Genomic DNA, 18,449 nt, shown 5'->3' on the forward strand with positions numbered 1-18,449 from the left:
TTTTACCATAAATGTATAGGGGAGGGTGTTGTTTTAGCAGGGAAAAGTGAGCAAGGAATCGAAAGTATAAGACATCTTATTACGAGCGGAGTGATGGAAATGAAAATAATACAATTAATTTTAAAATTAGAGTGTAAAGAGATGATCATAGTATTTTGATCACCTCTTTATTTTTTCTAATCATGCAAAAGCAAGAAGGGTTATTTTTAGTTCGTATTGAATTAAGAGGATAAGCTTCTCTAGAAATATTTGATAAATGGGACATTGAGGACTTTCCTAATTATAAATACTTTTTCTGCTATAATGAATGAGTAGAAAGAAAGGAGTGATCCTGTGGCGTTTCCTATATTAGAAACAGAACGTTTGCGTTTAGTTGAAATAGAACAATCTTATTGTCAAAAAATATATGAAATCTTTTCATTGGATGAAGTAACGTGTTATTACGGTATGAATTCTTTTACGGAGTTTGGACAAGCTTCACGTATGATTGAATCTTTTTCAAAAAATTACTTTGAGAAAAAGGCAATACGATGGGGGATTGTATTAAAAGAAACAAATACTTTAGTGGGTACAATTGGATTAAATAATTTACAACTATGGAGTAAACGATCTGAAATTGGATATGACTTACATCCTCGTTATTGGGGGAATGGTTATGCGTCAGAAGCGGCTCGAGAAATTATTCATTATGGATTTCGAGATTTAGGCTTATTTAGAATTGGAGCTATTACATACCCTGAAAATGTTACTTCTTGTAAAATGTTATCTAAAATAGGCTTTCATAAGGAAGGGTTATTACGTGGATATATTCATCAAGGAAATAAGCAACATGATGCACTATTGTATTCTATAGTTTGAACGGATGTAGAGGGTATAAATTTATAATAAAAAACCCCTCTTATAAAAGAGGGGTTAAGTAAAAATTAACCTATTTTAGGTAATAAACGTTCTCCGCTTTTCATGCTACTTTTACATAAAGGGCATTTAGGCTCTTCTTCAAATGAAAAATTCTTTCTCATCCATCCTAAACAATCCTCTGATTCACATTCCCAGACAGGGGTTTGTTCTGGTGGTACTTCAGCTACATCGTTCTTTCGATTGCGATACATATAACCACTCCTTTTATGTAAAAAATTTTAGTTATATATTAAAAAGGTTGTTAACCGAGCTGGTAACAACCTTTTTATTGTTTGAATTATAGCTTTACAACGTTTTTAGCTTGAGGTCCACGGTTACCGTCTTCAACTTCGAAGCTAACTTCTTGACCTTCGTCAAGAGATTTGAAGCCGTCGCCAGTGATAGCTGAGAAGTGAACGAATACGTCGTTACCGTCTGCAACTTCGATGAAACCGAAACCTTTTTCGCTGTTAAACCATTTTACTTTACCTGTTAATGTCATGGTAATGCCTCCTAAAATTTAAAAAGATTACAATATGATCGGCCTTATTTGAATGAAAAATAAAAGTTCACATATTATCAAACACCCATAAGGAGTACAAAATAATCCTGATTGATACTTGATAATATGCAAAGGAAATATGGTGTTAAATTGACCTTAATTACTATCTTACAACAAATGGTGGGAAATAGCAAGTGCTGGTAATACCAGTGTGCAATAGAGTGGGAAAAATTAAAAAATGCACAAAGACATCTCTTTTATTTATATATTATTCCTAATTTTGGTTTATGCTAAACTGAGAACGTTTTTCTTGGGATTTTTGTCACGTCCTTTTTATTTGGTTTTCTTCAATTGCTAAATCCAGGTATGACAATTTTTTCAATATCTAATGTAATTTTAGTTGGTGTAGCTGCCTTTATTCAATTTTTCTTCCACAGAAACTAACGAAGATCCATATTTTAAGTATTATGAGGAAATTCATTGTATAATTTTACTAACTTAATAAAAATACTGGAGGGAACGGATTAATGAAGAAGTTCTATAAGATAAATGAATCAAAAGAGAACAATGATAAACCACATTCAGTAACTGAATTTGAAAATATAACAAATAAAGAATTTCCTTATTACCAAAAAGGAAGCAAATATGCTTGTTGTGAATTTTGTGGAAGTGTTGTGAGCATTACAAATGGAGCAAATAATAATTCTTGCTCTAATGCCACTCGCGCTATGTACGCTAAACATACTTCCCCGAAGGATGGTCTTCCATTCGATCCTGATTATAAAAATTGTATAGGATATTCAGGAAACGCGGGAGGTTGGCAACAGATTTTCACTCAAGAAAAAGGAGTATTAAAAAATCAAAAACTGGAAAACTATATAAATTCCCACAAGGTCGATATTGCAAAAGAACTTTTTGATTTAATTGGCATCCGCTTCTCAAATACTAGTGGAGTAAATAATCTTTTTAATGAAATGTATGAATCTTTCACAGCAAATAAGGGTTTATATGTTAAAAAATGGTATCCGTCAACCGTACCATTTTTGTTAATGCAGAGAACATCAAACCTAAATTTTTGGGGATATATAGTAAATGATGCTATTGTGCAAGAATTAAAGAATGAAGGAATTAAAATTGATGGGAATCAATTTAAAGAATCTGATTATCAAATAAGTTTTGATTTGAATAAAGATGATTTTCCGACGCATATTATTGTTAGGTTGCTAGATTCAAAGGGGAATTTTGTCGATGTTTCAAAATGCTCATTGAATAAAATATTTGAATAAGTATTTTTGATCTAATAGCTGAGTTCATTATGCCACCTTAAGGGTGGCTTTTTTTATGTTATTTTGTAAAATATATTTTACATTTTTTGAGTTTTTTGTTGGTGATTTTTCCTAAAATTATTATAAGCTATGTAGTTAAATAAATTCATGCACAGCTTTTTCTTATTCTGTAGTCTTTGTTATTTAATCTTTCTAATCCACTCAAAAAGCGAAAAGAAACGCCATTCCTACCGCTTGATAAGTCTTAAAAAATTGTGAAATTGTTCCAGTATTTACTATATAAACTTATCAGGAGTTTCAAAGTAGCGAGCTGTACACCCATAGAAATTATTATAGCAAAACAAAAAAAGGGATTCCCTGAAATTTGGAAGTTACGTTGGAATTATTTTTATTTCTGTCGATTTCTCGTTATTCTCAATCAATTAGGATTTAATTTAAAAAATAGTCGGTGCCAATAATAGAAAGGAGTTTTAGATTCAAGGATTTAATTCAGAAAATAAAATCACTCGAATATCTTTCAATTCTTTTTTATAAGCTTTATTTGCATATTGATTTGTATAGACAATTTTTTATTATACAATGGATTTAATAGTAAAGAAAGCGAGAACCGATGACAGAACAGATTCAAAAAATTGAAAAGGCCAAATGCTTACTTGGACATAATGAAGAAAATTGAAGAGCCTGAGGATTTAATCTTTGAATTTCAGCGTAATCACGGGACAATCACAACACTACTGACTGACCTTGTAAAACACTGATGATGCTATGATTGAAATCAATAATATGCACAGGCTTATTGAAGGAAATAACTTGAAATAGAGAAAAGGCCGCAACAACGGGCTTTTTGTTTGCTTTATATTGAATTGAACCTTAGTATAATTATCACGACAATCATGCTTTCTATCTCTTCAATTATTTTATGTAGACAGTTATGGGGAAAAAATGCGAAGCAAAGAGATTTAAGTTAATGAAAGTGGGAGAAACTATGGGGATTATAGCGTTTGAGGGAGCGAGTGCGGTTGGTAAGAGCAGCACGTGTCATGAATTAGAAAAAAATTATGGTGCATACATTATACCTGAAGTGAATTTTTTATTTGAAAGACCAAAAAACGAACATAGAACATGGTATTTTGAAAAACAAGTAGAGCGCTGGAAAATAGCAGTGCAAAAGTCAGAGCAATATGAATTAGTAATACTTGATGGTGATATTTATCAGCCACTTAGTTATAATTGGTGTTTCCATTTTGATATATTTAATCAGCCATTATCTTTAATAGAAAACTTTTATAAAGAAAAGCTGATCAATAAGGAAATTGGTTTTCCTGATCAATATTTTTATTTATATACGAATGATGAAGAACTTAGAAAACGGAAAGAATCTGACGAGACAAAAAGAAGAAGAAACTTTGAAAAACATTTACATATATCAAAATCGTTTCAACGTTATTATGAAAATTTAAATGCTGTTACAGATGGGTATTGCAAAATGATTGATGCGAAAAGTGTAAAATCGAATGAATTAGAAATTGTGAAAAGTTTAAACAGTTTAAATGTGTGTGAAGAGAGACGTTTTGATGTTTCGAAGTTAGATGCGATTACGAAGTGGTTAAAAGAGCATCGTGCATAAAAACAACGAGTGCCTTATAAGGTACTCGTTGTTTTTTTTATGTATTATATATTGATTTTAAAATTTGCAAGTTCGCTTTTTCATTTTTCTTAATAGCATTTGCATATTTAGCTAGAAAGAGCTGAGAAGGATAAACCGGTAGTTCACCACAAATATCGATACCATAAACATTTTTATTCCTAATAAGAGAATGAATATATTTTAATAGTGTAGAGAGTTTCATATGTCCTTGATCCCAATTTGTAATAGTTACTTTTGAATCTAAAACATCTTTATCAATGCTTACATATATAGTATCTGTATAAATATGCGAAAGTATCGTATGTGTAGATACTTCATAAGTTGTATCTATCGGGAATACTTCTACACATGAATAATCATTAGAATGAATGGTTAAAGAAGAAGGTCCAATAATAATTACTTTCTTTAATTTTGGGTTATTTTGAAGAGCGAATGATACCCATGACCCGCAAGAAATAAGAGTATGTTCATTTTCTTCTTTTAAGTTCATGTCAGTGTGGTGATCGAATAAAATAAGGCTAAATGGTTCATCTATTTCTTTTAGTAGCAAATAAGATACATAATGATAATTTCCAGAACCGATAAAGGTGATTCCTCTTTGCTTTCTACGATATAACTCCCGTTTTATACGCTTTAAAGAAGGGGTCTCGCAATACAGGTTTGAGTGCTCTAAATGACTAAAATCAATATCTTCATGTGAATAAGAATGAAGTTTATTTTGTAATAAATATGTATCGTCAAAGTTTAAAAAAGTTAAACCGCTATACAATAAACTCATATTTATTCATCTCCTTTATATTTAGGCTAGCATATATTTTTATAAAATTAAAACGAAATACTTAGAGATGGATCTGCATTTGAAAAAGACGGGTGTTTTGACGGAATAATCTTTCAATTAATAAAGAAAAGAAATATAATATAAGGAAATATATATGTGGTTCAAGAAATAGAAAATACGAAATGAGATATGTGGGAGGAAACAAGCAAGATGAAAACATTATTTAAAATAATAGGTATTTTAGCTGGTATGGCGGTAATCGGCGTAGGTGTAACATATGGTATGCTATATTATTTGAATAATAGTAAACCAGCTGCGAAAAAGGCATCACCAGCCGCACCGGCGGCAGAAGTGCTAGCTGATAGTAATGTGAAAGCTGAAGATGCAAAGCTTTTAGAAAATGGTAATCATTCATTACCGAATAGTGGTTTTAATAAAAATTTTAAGTGGACAGATGAAAACATACAGACAGCATTACATGAAATGGCACATCAAAAAACGAAGGCTGATCAAAAGTGGGGCTATATTTTTATCACACAAGAACGTATTGAAAGTTTACTTGATATTGTAAAGAGTAATGACCTAGTACAAGGAAATACATATGCAGATATTTTAGAGAGATGGCAACAAGGAAAATATGAAAAGATGAATGCGGATCACAACAAGATTTGGAAATTACAAAGCGGAAATTTAGGTGAAGGAAAAGGAGTAATGTCAGAAGCGGAACAAAAAGAGTTAATTAATCAAGTGTTTATGCAAAAAGGTACATATTCAGGCAGTAAATTAATTGCAGATGGGGGACAGACTAATAAATAAGATACTATTGGAAGAGAGTAAGTGCTTATTAGGCAGTTACTCTTTTTTTGTGCACCTTTTAGTCTCGCTCTAGTAAGGAAAGAAACGATTGTAAAACGGGTGAAATCCATCTAGATTTATGATAGATTACATGGCTTTGAATAACTGTTGAAGTTTCGATAGGCTGAAAACAGAGTTGTTCTTTTTGACAACTTTCTTGTACAACAATGTAAGGAAGAATTGAAATTCCTAACTCACACATCACAGATTGTTTAATGACTTCAACGTTGGAAGTTTCAAATGTTTTAGCTGGAATATTTCCGCTTTGACGTAAAAACCGATCTACCATCGGTCTATAGCCGCAGCTTTGTTCTGTAAAGATAAATTGAGTATCATTTAGTAAACAAAATGGATTAGAGTTTGTAGAGTAATGGGGAGGTAAAATCCATCCAAATGCTTCATTACAAAAAGTACGCGTAATAAAATCATTATGTTCCATACTTTCTCCAATTATGAAAATAACATCTGATTCTCCTTCACGTAGCTTATTCATTGCTTGTTCGTTTGTAGTTGTTTCCAGTACGATATTTACTTTCGGATTCTCCTGTTTGTACATACGTAATAATTGTGGTAATCGGTACACTGCTAATGATTCGTTAGATGTAATCGTTAATGTTCCCTCTAAATCATCACTATTTTGAGGGATTTCTTGCGCTTTTTCATAAATAGCTAGTAATTCTAGGGCATAAGGATGAAATTGATGACCTGCTTTTGTAAGAAGTACTTTTTTCCCTAATCGATCGAATAGAGGGAGACGTAAATCGTTTTCTAATGCTTTTATATGCCCTGTCACAGTAGATTGCGCATAACCTAACGCATGAGCAGCTTTAGAAAAACCACCATACTTAACAATCGCACAAAATGTTTTAACATGTCTCATTTCCATAAGCAATCCCTCTTTTATTATCATGATTTGTGAATAATTATATCACGTATTTCAATTTTCCAAATGATTAAATCCTTTATAAAATGAAATTGTAGGAATATTCATTTAAGTGATATTGGAGGAGAAAAGATGATCAAAAAGGGCTATCATATAGCTGTAGTTGGGGCTACAGGTGCAGTAGGGCAGAAAATTATTGAACTGTTAGAAAATGAAATGAAGTTTAATATAGTTGAAGTTACATTGCTTTCGTCAAAACGATCCGCTGGTAAGGTAGTACAATTTAAAGGACGAGAGATAATTATAAAAGAGGCAAAAATAAATAGTTTTGAAGGTGTTGATATTGCCTTTTTTAGCGCTGGAGGAGAAGTGTCTAGACAATTTGTTAATCACGCAGTCACTAGTGGTGCCATCGTAATTGATAACACAAGTGAATACCGAATGGCGCACGATGTACCGCTCGTTGTTCCAGAAGTAAATGCGCACAATTTAAAGGAGCATAACGGTATCATAGCAGTTCCGAATTGTTCGGCATTACAGATGGTGACGGCACTTCAACCAATTCGAAAAGTATTCGGATTGGAACGAATTATTGTTTCCACATACCAAGCTGTGTCAGGTTCAGGAATTCATGCGATTCATGAATTAAAAGAACAGGCTGAGTCTATGCTTACAGGTGAAGAAGTAAAGAGTATTATATTACCAGCGAAAAAAGATAAAAAACACTATCCGATTGCGTTTAATGTATTGCCTCAAGTAGATATATTTACAGATAATGATTTTACATTTGAAGAAGTAAAAATGATTCAAGAAACGAAGAAAATTTTGGAGGACCAAAACTTGAAAATGGCAGCTACTTGTGTGCGTGTTCCGGTCGTATCCGGGCACTCAGAATCGGTTTATTTAGAACTTGAAAAAGAAGCGACTGTTGCAGAGATAAGAGAAGTGTTGCTGGATGCACCAGGTGTTGTACTGCAAGATAATCCTAGTGAACAGCTGTACCCAATGCCATTATATGCAGAAGGGAAAATAGATACATTTGTCGGGAGAATTAGAAAAGACCCTGATACACCAAAAGGATTCCATCTTTGGATTGTTTCCGATAATTTATTAAAAGGGGCCGCTTGGAACTCGGTTCAAATTGCAGAAACGTTGGTGGAAGAGGGGATAATATAGTATAGGTAAATTAGGAAACTGTTAATGATTACAGTTTCCTAATTTTTATTTTATAATTGTTTTCTTTATTCCAGCCAAATTTGATTTGAAAGACAGTAAAAAACATCAAGAATGAATAAAATTCATTTGGTATGATATGGATAAATTAAATGTAAGGGGGGATTTAGATGTACCAAGTAAAGGGGTACCTTTCATCATTAAAAGGAAGTCATTATGATATTGGAAAGCAACAAGGGGAGTTTGTGAAAAATCATCCGTATCTCATTCCACAATTTATACAGCAAGAACATTTAGTATCAGATAATTATTGGACAGAATCTAGAAATATATTAAATCAATATTGTCCAGGAATTAATGAAGAAATTGAAGGGTTTTGTGGAGTGTTAAAAATTCCTGCTAGAAATCTGATGTATTATTATCAAACACTATTAAAAGCAGGATGTAGTCATTGTGTCGTATTACCTAAAAAGACAGATTCAAAGCACACATATGTTTTAAGAAATTATGATTTGTCACCAAAAATAGATGATATGCGTTTTTGCTCAACACATGTTGAAGGTGCATATGTGCATAGTGGCTTTTCTACTTTTTATTTCGGTCGAACAGAAGGAGTTAACGAGCATGGGTTATCTGTTACATTTTCAGCATGTGGTCAACCAGTAGGAAATATTGAAGGCTTACGAAAGCCCGTGTTAAGTGGTTTACAATGCTTTGCGGTAATTCGAGTATTATTGGAGAAATGTAAAAATGTGCAGGAGGCGATATCACTAGTTGATGAAATGCCAATTGCAAGTAATATTAATCTAATTGTAGCAGATCCTTTAGACGCAGCACGTATTGAAATATTTGACGGTTTTAAATCAATAACTACAATTGATGAGGAAAACCAAGATTTTATCGTATCAACAAATCATGCGATTAGTTTATCTGTTCAAAAATTGAATAATAGAAGATTAGAACAATCTACAAACAGATATTACACATTGTATGAACATTTAAATCGAAATAAACAAGTGAGCATGGATTCTTTAACAGAATTAGTAGAAAGAGAGTATCCTACTGGGCTGACAGTACATAATTATGAAGAATGGTTTGGAACTTTGCATTCTGTCTTATTTGATTTGCATAATCGTACAATGAATATTTGCTTCGGATCTCCACTATTCAACGACTGGTACTCATTGAAAGTTGGAGGAAGTCTTTCATTTTCTCAGGTAAATGTGAAATTTAATAATAAAACGTATACTGACTTTTGGAGAGAAGAATGCTATTAATTGATTCAAGAAGAATAAATGAGATAAAATGGTAATAGTAAGGTGTATGTACGGGAGGGATTGCCATTGCTAAAAGTAATGTTACCGATTGTTCTTATCTTATTTGTTGCCGTTTCAATGTATATTACTTATGAAAAAAGAAAAAAAGCAGGGGTAAAAGGATTGAAGAGTGCGTTAACTTCAATTTGTTTCTTTACACTAGCAATCTTAAATTTGCTTGCATATTGGTTTAACTTTGGCGGTATTTTTATTTGGTTAATTTCAATTGTTTTATTACTAGTGGGGGCATATTTTACGAAATATATTCCAATATCTAAAAAGGTACATTGAAATTTATTTGAGTTTAAAAATTATGTTGTATTTTGTTTTGAAAAGAGATTATTCTACTAGAGCGTTGTGAAACGGTTTTATAGGATAATCTCTTTTGTTCGTTTAGCTTTGTAAAGAACGTACTGTTCTTTTTAGTTGTTCAATAAATTCTCGAGTTGCAGCACACATATATTTATCTTTTCTATAAATAAGCCCAATTTCTATTGTTGGGGTAGGATTTTCTATTTTAATTGCTTGAATGTTTTTATTTTGTAAAAAGTCTATATACGGTTTTGGTAACACTGTAATTCCCATTCCTTTTGAAACCATTTGGATTAAAGATTCCATCGTACTAATTTCTAAAATTGGTTTTGGTTTAAAGTTAAATTTTTGACAATGAGATGTAATTAGTTCGGTTAAAAAGAAATTTTTAGGTAAAAGAATTAAAGGGTAGTTCTGTAATTCAGCAATAAATACATGATTACGTTCAGCTAATTGATGATCGGTTGGTACGACTAATGTAAGTTCACTTTTGTATAGAGGGATTGAAATAATCTCCTTATCTTGCACCGGGAGAAATGTAATGCCAATATCTAGTTCGTTTTGTAATAATTTTTCACGAATATCTCCTGTACGAAGCCCTAATACAGAAAGCTCTATATTGGGATATAAATGATTAAAATTTAATATAGCTGGTGGTAGTAAATAATTTACGACGGTTAACAAAGAGCCTATTGTTAAGGAACCTTGCTGTAATCCGTTTAAGTCTTGAATAGCGGAACGAGCTTGTTCAACTTCATGAAAAATGGTTTTACTATGTAATAATAAAATCCTTCCTGCATCAGTTAAAGATATTTTTTTACCAATGCGATCGAAAAGCGGCATTCCTACTTCATGTTCTAATGCACGTATTTGCTGACTTAGAGAAGGTTGTGAAATATTTAGTTTCTCAGCTGCTTTTGTGAAATGTAATTCTTTTGAAACAGCTAAAAAATATTCAAGTTGTCTTAATTCGATTGGAATCACCTCAAGTTTAATGATAGGTTATACCTATCATTATTATATAAACAATTGGATTGAACAATGATTTTGTTGAGCTTATAATCACTTTATTAGAGAGGGATTGAAAAGTTTTTGAAGTAAGGATAGATAAGTATCGGAGCAAGGATATTTGAGTGGTTATTACATTTGCTGACCTTTTGTCATTTTAAATGAAAAATAGACAGAGAGTTTGAAAGTATAAATTAATCTATTGAAAAATTGTGGGGTAAGTAAGAGGAGCGATTAAGATGAATAAAGTATATGAGGTACTATCTTTAAATATAGGGTTACCAAAAGAGGTTACATACGGCGGAAAGGTAATTCATACAGGTATAAATAAGAAGCAAGTAAGGGAACCGGTGTTTTTATCCTTTTTAAAATTTAATGGAGATGGGCAAGCGGACTTAGTTCATCATGGTGGAGTAGATAAAGCAGTTTGTGTGTATTCTGGAGAACATTATAGATACTGGGAAAAAGAGTTGAATCAGGCCCTTGTATATGGAGCATTCGGAGAAAATATAACAATTAATTGTCTGTGTGAAGAGGATGTTTGTATTGGTGATACATTTCAAATTGGAGAAGCAATTGTACAAGTAACACAGCCAAGACAACCTTGTTTTAAATTAGCTAAGAAATACAATATTCCAAAGTTACCACTTTATTTTCAAGAAACAGGATATACAGGATTTTATTTTCGTGTATTAAAAGAAGGATGGGTATCACCTGTTGATACGTTAAAGTTAATAAAGTCTGATCCAAAAGGTGTTACAGTAGCATTTGCTAATCGTATTATGCATAAAGAAAAACAAAATATGGAAGGGCTAAAGAGGATCTTAGAAGTATATGCACTTTCTACAAGTTGGAGAAATACATTTGAAAAGCGAATGAGAGGAGAAGAAATTAATACGAGGGAGAGACTAGAAGGAAAAAAATAATAAAAAATATTTTTTTATAAATGGTGCATTTCTATGAGTAAAAACGAAGTAGAAAGCACTATTTTTATATAATAAACTTATTAATATTCAAAAATCTTAATATTGTTTTATTCGACTTATTTTCGAATAGTCAAAACATAAAATTAATTAGACTCTTTTTTTATATTTTATGATAGTATATTGATTGGTAAGACCTATTACATTAAGAGCAGGTTATATAACTAAATCTAATTTGATGGAATTAACGTATGGAGGGACAACATGGGGAATGTTGAAATTTTTGAAAAATTTCTTTTAGAAGAACCGAAAAGAGAGAAGTTATTTCCTTTATTTGAAGAAGTGTTTGGAATTACAATTCAAACATTGAATGATTTTTCAGAGAGAGGTTATTGGGATGATACATACAAAGCTTTATCATTTTTACATGATGATAAAGCGATTGCAAATGTTGCGGTATTTTCGCTACCATTGCTAGTAAATGGTGAAAGAATAAATGCAGCCGGCATTCAAACGGTAATGACTCACCCTGATTTTCGTAGACAAGGACTCATGACACAATTAATAAGTAAAATGATAGAAGAAATTGATAAGAAATGTGAATGTACATTATTATTTACGGAAAAACCTGAACTATATGCATCATTTGGGTTTAAAGTTGTGCAGGAGTATTTGATGACTATTCTATATGATAAAAAGAATAATAATGACTCCTTACTTAGAAAGTTAGATTATTATATGGAAGAGGATAGAAAGTTAATACATGAAACTATTGATAGTAGCCAAAGACTTTCAAATAATTTTTCAACATTAAACTTCAGTCCTTCGTTTTATTTGAATATGTATGATTCGGGATGGAATGAGAAATTGTATTATTCAGAGAAACTAGATGCTCTAATTGTGCATGAAGTAGATAATGAAAAGTTGAAATTATATGGAGTATTTGCACCAGTAATTCCAGTTTTAGATGAAATATGCGGAGAAATCGCTGAAAGATTTACAGAAATTGAATTTTACTTCTCACCAGATCAATTAGGGATTGAGGATGTACAATTTACAGAATTACAGTCTAATAAGTATTTAATGGTTCGAAGTAATAAAGAGTTAGATTTTAAAGGTTATAAATTCCCTGTATTAGCGGAGTTTTAAATGTTTGTATAAAGGCATTATTATGGAGGAACTATGAATATATCGTATATACCTAAACATGTTGAGCAGCTCACTATAATGAATGTCCCTGAATATTATAAAATTAATGACAACCGGTCGTTTATTGTCCATTCGAAAGCAGAAACAGATTTCTGGCTTAAAACACATTATGGTTTTGAAGTAATGAATGGTCATGTATTTTATAATGAAATGATGACAGACTTTCAAGCTGAAGTTCAATTGTGTATGAATCCAAATTCAAAATACGATCAAGCAGGTCTTTTTGTTATGATTTCGGAAAAGTGTTGGTTGAAAACTTCATTAGAGTATATTCCAGATGGCCCTTCTCATTTAGGAGCTGTCGTAACGAATAATGGATATTCTGATTGGTCAACACAAGACTTTCCAACAGAATTAGCTACCCAACAACTTCGTTTTCGAATTGTTCGTAAACGTGGCGATTATATAATATATGTAAAAAATAGCTGTCAATGGGAACAAATAAGAATTGCTCATTTGATGGAGGATATAGGGAATGCGCCTGTTAAAATAGGTTTTTACACGTGTAGTCCTTCTAAAAACAATGGATTTGAGACTGAGTTTTTAGATTTTACAATTGAAGAGATATAGATGAAAAACCGTATTCTTTCTACTTAAGAATACGGTTTTCTATTTTTGTAATATAAAGCACATTTATTGACCGGAAAGTCATTAATGCTTATCATTTAATAATGTTAAATATTAATTTGCATAATATAATAGAAGTACTGGAAAAATCAAAAAATATATGGCTTAAGTAAGGAGGGTATGAATTATTAAATGGTAATTTCATAGGAAAAAGGAGATTATGTATGAAATCATTTCGCAAATTATTACAGTATTTAAAACCATACATGTTCTTCGCAATTATTGGACCGCTATTTATGGTACTTGAGGTTGCGATGGACTTAATTCAACCGACTATTATGCAACATATTATTGATGTCGGGATAGCAAATCGTGATTTGAATTATGTAATAAAAATGGGGCTTCTTATGATAGGAGCTGCAGCACTCGGTTTAGTTGGAGGACTTGGGTGTATGATGTATTCTACAAAAGCAGCTGTTAATTTCGCTACAGACATACGAAAAGATGTATTTGCGAAAGTAGAAACATTTTCTAGTGAAAATCGTGATTCATTTGGAACTGGGAAATTATTAACGATTGTGACAAATGATATTACTTCTATTCAATCGGCGATGACGATGACATTACGTGTACTTGTTCGTGGTCCTTTGTTATTTATCGGAAGTATAATAATTGTTTTTGTAACAGCACGCGAGTTATTTCCTATATTACTTGTAGTTGTTCCAATTTTATTACTTGCGATTATATTCATTGCAAGTAAAGCGAGCGGAACGTTCAAAAAAGTGCAAGAAGCATTAGATAAAGTGAATACAAAGCTACAAGAAAATTTATCTGGAGTACGTGTTATTAAAGCGTATGTAAGACAAAAATATGAAATTACTCAGTTTGGAAATGTTAATACAAATTTAACGAAGATAAATATTCGAGCGGTGCAGCTTATTTCCATAATGATGCCAATCATTATGTTAGTTGTAAGCGGCGGGATTGTCGCAACATTATGGATTGGTGGAGAAAAAGTATTTGATGGAACGCTTCAAGTAGGAGCTATTTTAGCGTTTATAAACTATTTGAATATTATTTTAATGTCACTTATGTCTATAAGTATGGTATTTATGCAAATCGCGCGGGCATTTCCATCTGCGGATCGTGTACAGCAAGTTTTAAATACTGAGGTTGATATTACGACGGAAACAAATGCGGTTGCACCTAAGCAAATCGAGGGACAAATTGACTTTAAAAATGTTAGTTATAGTTACACGAAAAATAATGAATATGTTTTAAAAGATATTTCATTTAACATATGTAAAGGTGAAAAAGTAGGAATTATCGGTTCTACAGGAAGTGGTAAATCTACTTTAGCAAAACTGTTACCGCGTTTATACGATGTTGATCAAGGGGAAGTATGCATTGATGGAATAAATGTTAGAGCATACGATTTACAAAAACTTCGTGCTTCAATCGGGTTTGTACCTCAAAAGGCATTATTGTTTTCAGGTAGCATAGAAGAGAACTTACATTATGGTAAAGAAGATGCAACGAATGACGAACTGGAAGTAGCGGCTTCATCAGCTTGTGCGACTGAGTTTATTCACAAGTTGGAAGATTCATATCAATATCATTTAACACAAGGTGCGACGAATTTATCAGGTGGACAAAAACAACGTGTATCAATTGCAAGGGCACTTGTGAGAAAGCCATCCATTCTTATATTAGATGATTCTACATCAGCAGTTGATGCGAAATCAGAATCTAACATTCAATCGGCATTAAGAACAGAATATAAAGGAACAACAACATTATTAATCGCCTCTAAAATCTCATCTATAATAGATGCTGATAAAATTCTCGTTTTAGATAACGGTGAATTAGTTGGTGATGGTACACATGAAGAATTGTTAGAACAATGTGAGGTATATCAAGAAATCTATCTTTCCCAAGGTGGCAATTTACATAAAGAAGGTGGGAAAGAACATGCGTAATTTTCAAGGGCAATTTGCTAATAAAGGTGGGCGTAACGCGCCTAAAATGGGTGAAGCTAGAAACACTAAAGGAACTGTATTGCGAGTATGGAACTATATGGGGTATCAAAAGGCTGCTCTTACGTTCGTTATATTTTTAGTATTTGTTACGACGTTACTTGGGTTATTAGGTCCTTATTTAATGGGAGTAATTATAGATCAATATATTGTACCGAAAGATTTAAGTGGAACTGCAAGAATGTGTATGTTACTTATCGCAATTTACGGTGTTACAGTGTTTTTAACATGGTTACAAACATTTGTTATGATTAATGTTGCATTAAAAACAATACAAAAAATACGACAAGATATTTTTGAGAAAGTCCAAACGCTTTCTTTACGGTTCTTTGATGTACGTTCTCAAGGGGATTTAATGAGCCGTGTTACAAATGATATAGATAATTTGAATCAAGCGTTGACGCAAAGTGTTGTACAAATTATTTCATCTGCATTAACCTTTATAGGTGTAACAATTGCGATGTTCGCATTAGATTGGATTTTAGCAATTGTTACTTTAATTACAGTACCTATTATGTTTTTCGTTACAAAAAAACTAGTTGCTTATAGTGGTAAAAACTTTGCAAAGCGTCAAAAAGATTTAGGAGAATTAAATGGTTTTATTGAGGAAGCTATAACTGGAGCGGATGTTACAACGTTATATGGGAAAGAAAAAGAAACCGTACAAAAATTCAATAAAATTAATGAACAATTAAGAATGTCTGCTACGAAGGCGGATACATTTTCAGCTTTTATTTTTCCAAGTATGAACTTTATAAATAACTTAGGTATGGGGCTTGTAATTGGGACTGGTTCAGTTATGGTTTTAAATGGAATGACAACAGTAGGTGTCATTGCGGCTTTTATTAATTATTCTCGTCAATTCTCAAGACCACTAAGTCAATTCGCAACTTTAATGAATACAATTCAAGCGGCAGTTGCTGGTGGAGAACGTGTCTTTGAAATTATGGATGAAGTACCAGAAATTCAAAATAAAAAAGATGCATGCATTGTACAAAATTTACAAGGGCATGTTGCACTCGAGAATGTTTCATTTGGTTATGAGGAAAATAAAACGATTTTAAAAGAAGTGAGTCTTAAGGCACAGCCAGGGGAGACAATTGCTTTAGTTGGTCCAACTGGATCGGGCAAAACAACAATCATTAATTTGTTAACTCGCTTTTACGATATACAGCAAGGGCAAATTCATATCGATGGAAAAGATATAAAAGATTATGATATTAATTCGTTGCGAAGTAAAATAGGAGTAGTTTTACAAGATACGTACTTATTTGCTGGGACGATTATGGATAATATTCGTTATGGTCGATTAGATGCTAGTGATGATGAAGTAATCAATGCAGCTAAGGCAGCATCTGCACATTCTTTTATTAAACATTTACCGAATCAATATGAAACAAAAATTGTTTCAGAAGGATCGAATTTAAGTCAAGGACAAAAACAACTTCTTGCGATTGCGCGGGCGATTTTAGCAGATGCAGATATATTAATTCTCGACGAAGCAACATCAAATATTGATACGAGAACAGAATTGCAAATTCAAGAAGGACTAAATAATTTAATGAAAGGTCGAACAAGTTTTGTAATCGCTCATCGACTGAAAACGATTGAAAAAGCAGATCAAATTCTTGTTATAAAAGATGGAAGTATTTTGGAAAGAGGGAATCATGAATCTCTTATGGAAGATAGAGGGTTTTACTTTGATCTGTATACGAGTCAGTTTAAAATTTAATAAGAATATTTGATATAGTGCGGTTTCTCTAGAAAGGAGAAACCGCACTTTTATATTTATAAAGATAATTAGAAATATAGACTTGAATTTTTTTAGATACACGAATTGTTAGCGAAAACTAGCAACTTCAGTGACAGGTGGAAGAAATAATTTACGTGGTATTGTAATAATCTCAAGAGCCATCTGAGCTGAATGGAGAAGTATTGGAGTTAATTCTAAAGCGTGCGTTAATAATAATATAAAGCTTGTTAGGATTGCAAAGCTTCCCAAAAGAAACTTTTTGAAATGTTACGGAAATCTTTTATTAAGGAAAAGAAAGAAAAAAATGCTGTAGCAACGAGAATTAAAAATTTATACTTATCAGCCATTAAACCCCTCCTAAAGAACAATAACTTCTATTATAGCGTATTTTTCTGGATTATTATAAAAAGATTTTAAAATGAACGATAAAAAAGTGGATGCCGCAATTTAAAGTATTATTTTGGATATTTTCATTTAAAAAATAGATTAGCGCCAAAAAGAGGATAACTTTTAATGAGTAATCCTCTTTTTTAAATTTTTATCAGAATGAATAAGAATATATACAAGACACCGCCCTAAAACTAAATAAGTGATGTATGGAGCGGAGGATTCATTGGGCATCTCAGCTATATTTTTAAAATATACTATCAAAAAAAATTAGTATTTGAATTTAATTGACTACAATTGAAAAAGCACTAAAAACTAATAAAACGGCCATAATGATGTTAAAAGATTTAGTATGTTTTAATAAAAGTTTTTGGAACATGGAACCAAATAAGCTCCAACTAAATGTACTCATTAACCCGACTACACCTAGAAATAATGAGAAGAGTAGAAAACTTGAATATGAATTATAGTAGGGGAGAATAAAAGTTGACACTACAGTCAGGCCGAATAGTATCCCTTTAGGGTTAACAAACTGAAGAAAAATCCCCACTGTAAATAAGTTTTTATTATGTTTTTCATCGGGATCTGTACTAGTTTTACTAGTAAGTATTTTAAAAGCTAAATATAGCATATATGCTACACCTAAAATTTTTAAAGGGAATTCGATTATGGGTAGGATATTAATTAGTACAATATTAAAGAAGCTACATAAGGAAGTGAGGATGAAAAACCCGAAAGCTACTCCAAAACAAAATTGCATACTCCTTTTTAAGCCATGTTGATTAGCGTATGTCATAGCTAAAAAATTGTTAGGACCGGGTGTGAAGCTACTTATAAAAACAAATAACAAAAAAGAAAATATAGGCATTTCAAAACCCCCTAATTATTTAGTGTGTGTTATAATGACCGAAAAGAA

At 31.9% G+C, this 18,449-nt stretch carries 18 protein-coding genes and 2 pseudogenes; 13 read left to right on the forward strand and 7 right to left on the reverse strand.

What is annotated here, in order from left to right; genetic code table 11:
* The first annotated feature begins 333 nt into the window (after window positions 1-333).
* On the forward strand, window positions 334-858 hold the full coding sequence (locus tag QCI41_RS02090; protein WP_353838522.1) for a GNAT family N-acetyltransferase: 525 nt from the start codon (window positions 334-336) through the stop codon (window positions 856-858).
* Between the two features lie 65 nt (window positions 859-923).
* Here QCI41_RS02090 and QCI41_RS02095 read toward each other — a convergent pair whose 3' ends face one another.
* Both QCI41_RS02095 and cspD read right to left on the reverse strand, forming a co-directional pair.
* On the reverse strand, window positions 924-1,109 hold the full coding sequence (locus QCI41_RS02095) for a cold-shock protein (protein WP_000286202.1): 186 nt from the start codon (window positions 1,107-1,109) through the stop codon (window positions 924-926).
* Between the two features lie 86 nt (window positions 1,110-1,195).
* Window positions 1,196-1,399, reverse strand: coding sequence for a cold-shock protein CspD (gene cspD, locus QCI41_RS02100; RefSeq protein ID WP_000176365.1), 204 nt, complete (start codon window positions 1,397-1,399; stop codon window positions 1,196-1,198).
* A gap of 303 nt (window positions 1,400-1,702) precedes the next feature.
* On the opposite strand from cspD, the pseudogene QCI41_RS30605 reads away from it, so the two are divergent.
* The 3 genes and pseudogenes from QCI41_RS30605 to QCI41_RS02110 form a co-directional block, all read left to right on the forward strand.
* Window positions 1,703-1,813 (forward strand): annotated as a pseudogene (locus QCI41_RS30605) (CPBP family intramembrane glutamic endopeptidase); the annotation flags it as partial.
* A 113-nt stretch (window positions 1,814-1,926) separates the two neighbouring features.
* The gene (locus QCI41_RS02105; protein ID WP_353838521.1) at window positions 1,927-2,685 is read left to right on the forward strand and encodes an NUDIX hydrolase; all 759 of its coding nucleotides are present in this window, start codon (window positions 1,927-1,929) and stop codon (window positions 2,683-2,685) included.
* 985 nt (window positions 2,686-3,670) lie between these two features.
* A complete protein-coding gene (locus QCI41_RS02110; RefSeq protein WP_046959917.1) occupies window positions 3,671-4,312 on the forward strand; it encodes an AAA family ATPase in 642 nt (213 codons plus the stop codon).
* A 37-nt stretch (window positions 4,313-4,349) separates the two neighbouring features.
* Here QCI41_RS02110 and QCI41_RS02115 read toward each other — a convergent pair whose 3' ends face one another.
* Complete coding sequence (locus QCI41_RS02115) at window positions 4,350-5,111, reverse strand: arginase family protein (protein WP_353838520.1); 762 nt, start codon at window positions 5,109-5,111, stop codon at window positions 4,350-4,352.
* Window positions 5,112-5,300: 189 nt separating this feature from the next.
* Between QCI41_RS02115 and QCI41_RS02120 the strand changes: the two genes are divergently transcribed.
* Window positions 5,301-5,927: a PRK06770 family protein gene (locus QCI41_RS02120; RefSeq protein ID WP_353838519.1), complete on the forward strand. Its 627-nt coding sequence runs from the start codon at window positions 5,301-5,303 to the stop codon at window positions 5,925-5,927.
* Window positions 5,928-5,985: 58 nt separating this feature from the next.
* Here QCI41_RS02120 and QCI41_RS02125 read toward each other — a convergent pair whose 3' ends face one another.
* Window positions 5,986-6,876, reverse strand: coding sequence for a LysR family transcriptional regulator (locus QCI41_RS02125; protein ID WP_353838518.1), 891 nt, complete (start codon window positions 6,874-6,876; stop codon window positions 5,986-5,988).
* 105 nt (window positions 6,877-6,981) lie between these two features.
* Between QCI41_RS02125 and QCI41_RS02130 the strand changes: the two genes are divergently transcribed.
* From QCI41_RS02130 to QCI41_RS02140, 3 genes are all read left to right on the forward strand, one after another.
* Window positions 6,982-8,025 (forward strand): aspartate-semialdehyde dehydrogenase, encoded by a 1,044-nt coding sequence (locus tag QCI41_RS02130; RefSeq protein WP_353838517.1) that lies wholly within the window; start codon window positions 6,982-6,984, stop codon window positions 8,023-8,025.
* A 167-nt stretch (window positions 8,026-8,192) separates the two neighbouring features.
* The gene (locus tag QCI41_RS02135; RefSeq protein ID WP_353838516.1) at window positions 8,193-9,299 is read left to right on the forward strand and encodes a C45 family autoproteolytic acyltransferase/hydrolase; all 1,107 of its coding nucleotides are present in this window, start codon (window positions 8,193-8,195) and stop codon (window positions 9,297-9,299) included.
* A 66-nt stretch (window positions 9,300-9,365) separates the two neighbouring features.
* Window positions 9,366-9,629: a hypothetical protein gene (locus QCI41_RS02140; RefSeq protein WP_116867800.1), complete on the forward strand. Its 264-nt coding sequence runs from the start codon at window positions 9,366-9,368 to the stop codon at window positions 9,627-9,629.
* A 102-nt stretch (window positions 9,630-9,731) separates the two neighbouring features.
* Here QCI41_RS02140 and QCI41_RS02145 read toward each other — a convergent pair whose 3' ends face one another.
* Window positions 9,732-10,634, reverse strand: coding sequence for a LysR family transcriptional regulator (locus tag QCI41_RS02145; protein WP_353838515.1), 903 nt, complete (start codon window positions 10,632-10,634; stop codon window positions 9,732-9,734).
* Window positions 10,635-10,897: 263 nt separating this feature from the next.
* Between QCI41_RS02145 and QCI41_RS02150 the strand changes: the two genes are divergently transcribed.
* From QCI41_RS02150 to QCI41_RS02170, 5 genes are all read left to right on the forward strand, one after another.
* The gene (locus QCI41_RS02150; RefSeq protein ID WP_353838513.1) at window positions 10,898-11,584 is read left to right on the forward strand and encodes an MOSC domain-containing protein; all 687 of its coding nucleotides are present in this window, start codon (window positions 10,898-10,900) and stop codon (window positions 11,582-11,584) included.
* 261 nt (window positions 11,585-11,845) lie between these two features.
* Complete coding sequence (locus QCI41_RS02155) at window positions 11,846-12,730, forward strand: GNAT family N-acetyltransferase (RefSeq protein WP_353838512.1); 885 nt, start codon at window positions 11,846-11,848, stop codon at window positions 12,728-12,730.
* A gap of 33 nt (window positions 12,731-12,763) precedes the next feature.
* Window positions 12,764-13,360 carry a DUF1349 domain-containing protein gene (locus QCI41_RS02160; RefSeq protein ID WP_353838510.1) on the forward strand — a complete coding sequence of 199 codons (597 nt, stop codon included), beginning with the start codon at window positions 12,764-12,766 and terminating at the stop codon, window positions 13,358-13,360.
* Between the two features lie 221 nt (window positions 13,361-13,581).
* A complete protein-coding gene (locus QCI41_RS02165; protein WP_353838509.1) occupies window positions 13,582-15,336 on the forward strand; it encodes an ABC transporter ATP-binding protein in 1,755 nt (584 codons plus the stop codon).
* A complete protein-coding gene (locus tag QCI41_RS02170; RefSeq protein ID WP_353838508.1) occupies window positions 15,329-17,125 on the forward strand; it encodes an ABC transporter ATP-binding protein in 1,797 nt (598 codons plus the stop codon). The genes QCI41_RS02165 and QCI41_RS02170 overlap by 8 nt, the downstream gene beginning before the upstream one ends.
* Before the next feature lie 108 nt (window positions 17,126-17,233).
* Here QCI41_RS02170 and QCI41_RS02175 read toward each other — a convergent pair.
* Window positions 17,234-17,493, reverse strand: a pseudogene (locus tag QCI41_RS02175) (hypothetical protein).
* 323 nt (window positions 17,494-17,816) lie between these two features.
* Window positions 17,817-18,401 carry a LysE family transporter gene (locus QCI41_RS02180; RefSeq protein ID WP_098802075.1) on the reverse strand — a complete coding sequence of 195 codons (585 nt, stop codon included), beginning with the start codon at window positions 18,399-18,401 and terminating at the stop codon, window positions 17,817-17,819.
* Window positions 18,402-18,449: the final 48 nt, after the last annotated feature.

Source organism: Bacillus cereus group sp. MG4, assembly GCF_040460055.1.
Lineage (GTDB): Bacteria > Bacillota > Bacilli > Bacillales > Bacillaceae_G > Bacillus_A > Bacillus_A wiedmannii.

Bases quoted from the DNA above. Each gene is read 5' to 3' on its own strand.
- QCI41_RS02095 (WP_000286202.1), bottom strand. From the start codon at position 1,109: ATGTATCGCAATCGAAAGAACGATGTAGCTGAAGTACCACCAGAACAA.
- cspD (WP_000176365.1), bottom strand. From the start codon at position 1,399: ATGACATTAACAGGTAAAGTAAAATGGTTTAACAGCGAAAAAGGTTTC.
- QCI41_RS02105 (WP_353838521.1), top strand. From the start codon at position 1,927: ATGAAGAAGTTCTATAAGATAAATGAATCAAAAGAGAACAATGATAAA.
- QCI41_RS02110 (WP_046959917.1), top strand. From the start codon at position 3,671: ATGGGGATTATAGCGTTTGAGGGAGCGAGTGCGGTTGGTAAGAGCAGC.
- QCI41_RS02115 (WP_353838520.1), bottom strand. From the start codon at position 5,111: ATGAGTTTATTGTATAGCGGTTTAACTTTTTTAAACTTTGACGATACA.
- QCI41_RS02120 (WP_353838519.1), top strand. From the start codon at position 5,301: ATGTGGGAGGAAACAAGCAAGATGAAAACATTATTTAAAATAATAGGT.
- QCI41_RS02125 (WP_353838518.1), bottom strand. From the start codon at position 6,876: ATGATAATAAAAGAGGGATTGCTTATGGAAATGAGACATGTTAAAACA.
- QCI41_RS02130 (WP_353838517.1), top strand. From the start codon at position 6,982: ATGATCAAAAAGGGCTATCATATAGCTGTAGTTGGGGCTACAGGTGCA.
- QCI41_RS02135 (WP_353838516.1), top strand. From the start codon at position 8,193: ATGTACCAAGTAAAGGGGTACCTTTCATCATTAAAAGGAAGTCATTAT.
- QCI41_RS02150 (WP_353838513.1), top strand. From the start codon at position 10,898: ATGAATAAAGTATATGAGGTACTATCTTTAAATATAGGGTTACCAAAA.
- QCI41_RS02155 (WP_353838512.1), top strand. From the start codon at position 11,846: ATGGGGAATGTTGAAATTTTTGAAAAATTTCTTTTAGAAGAACCGAAA.
- QCI41_RS02160 (WP_353838510.1), top strand. From the start codon at position 12,764: ATGAATATATCGTATATACCTAAACATGTTGAGCAGCTCACTATAATG.
- QCI41_RS02165 (WP_353838509.1), top strand. From the start codon at position 13,582: ATGAAATCATTTCGCAAATTATTACAGTATTTAAAACCATACATGTTC.
- QCI41_RS02170 (WP_353838508.1), top strand. From the start codon at position 15,329: ATGCGTAATTTTCAAGGGCAATTTGCTAATAAAGGTGGGCGTAACGCG.
- QCI41_RS02180 (WP_098802075.1), bottom strand. From the start codon at position 18,401: ATGCCTATATTTTCTTTTTTGTTATTTGTTTTTATAAGTAGCTTCACA.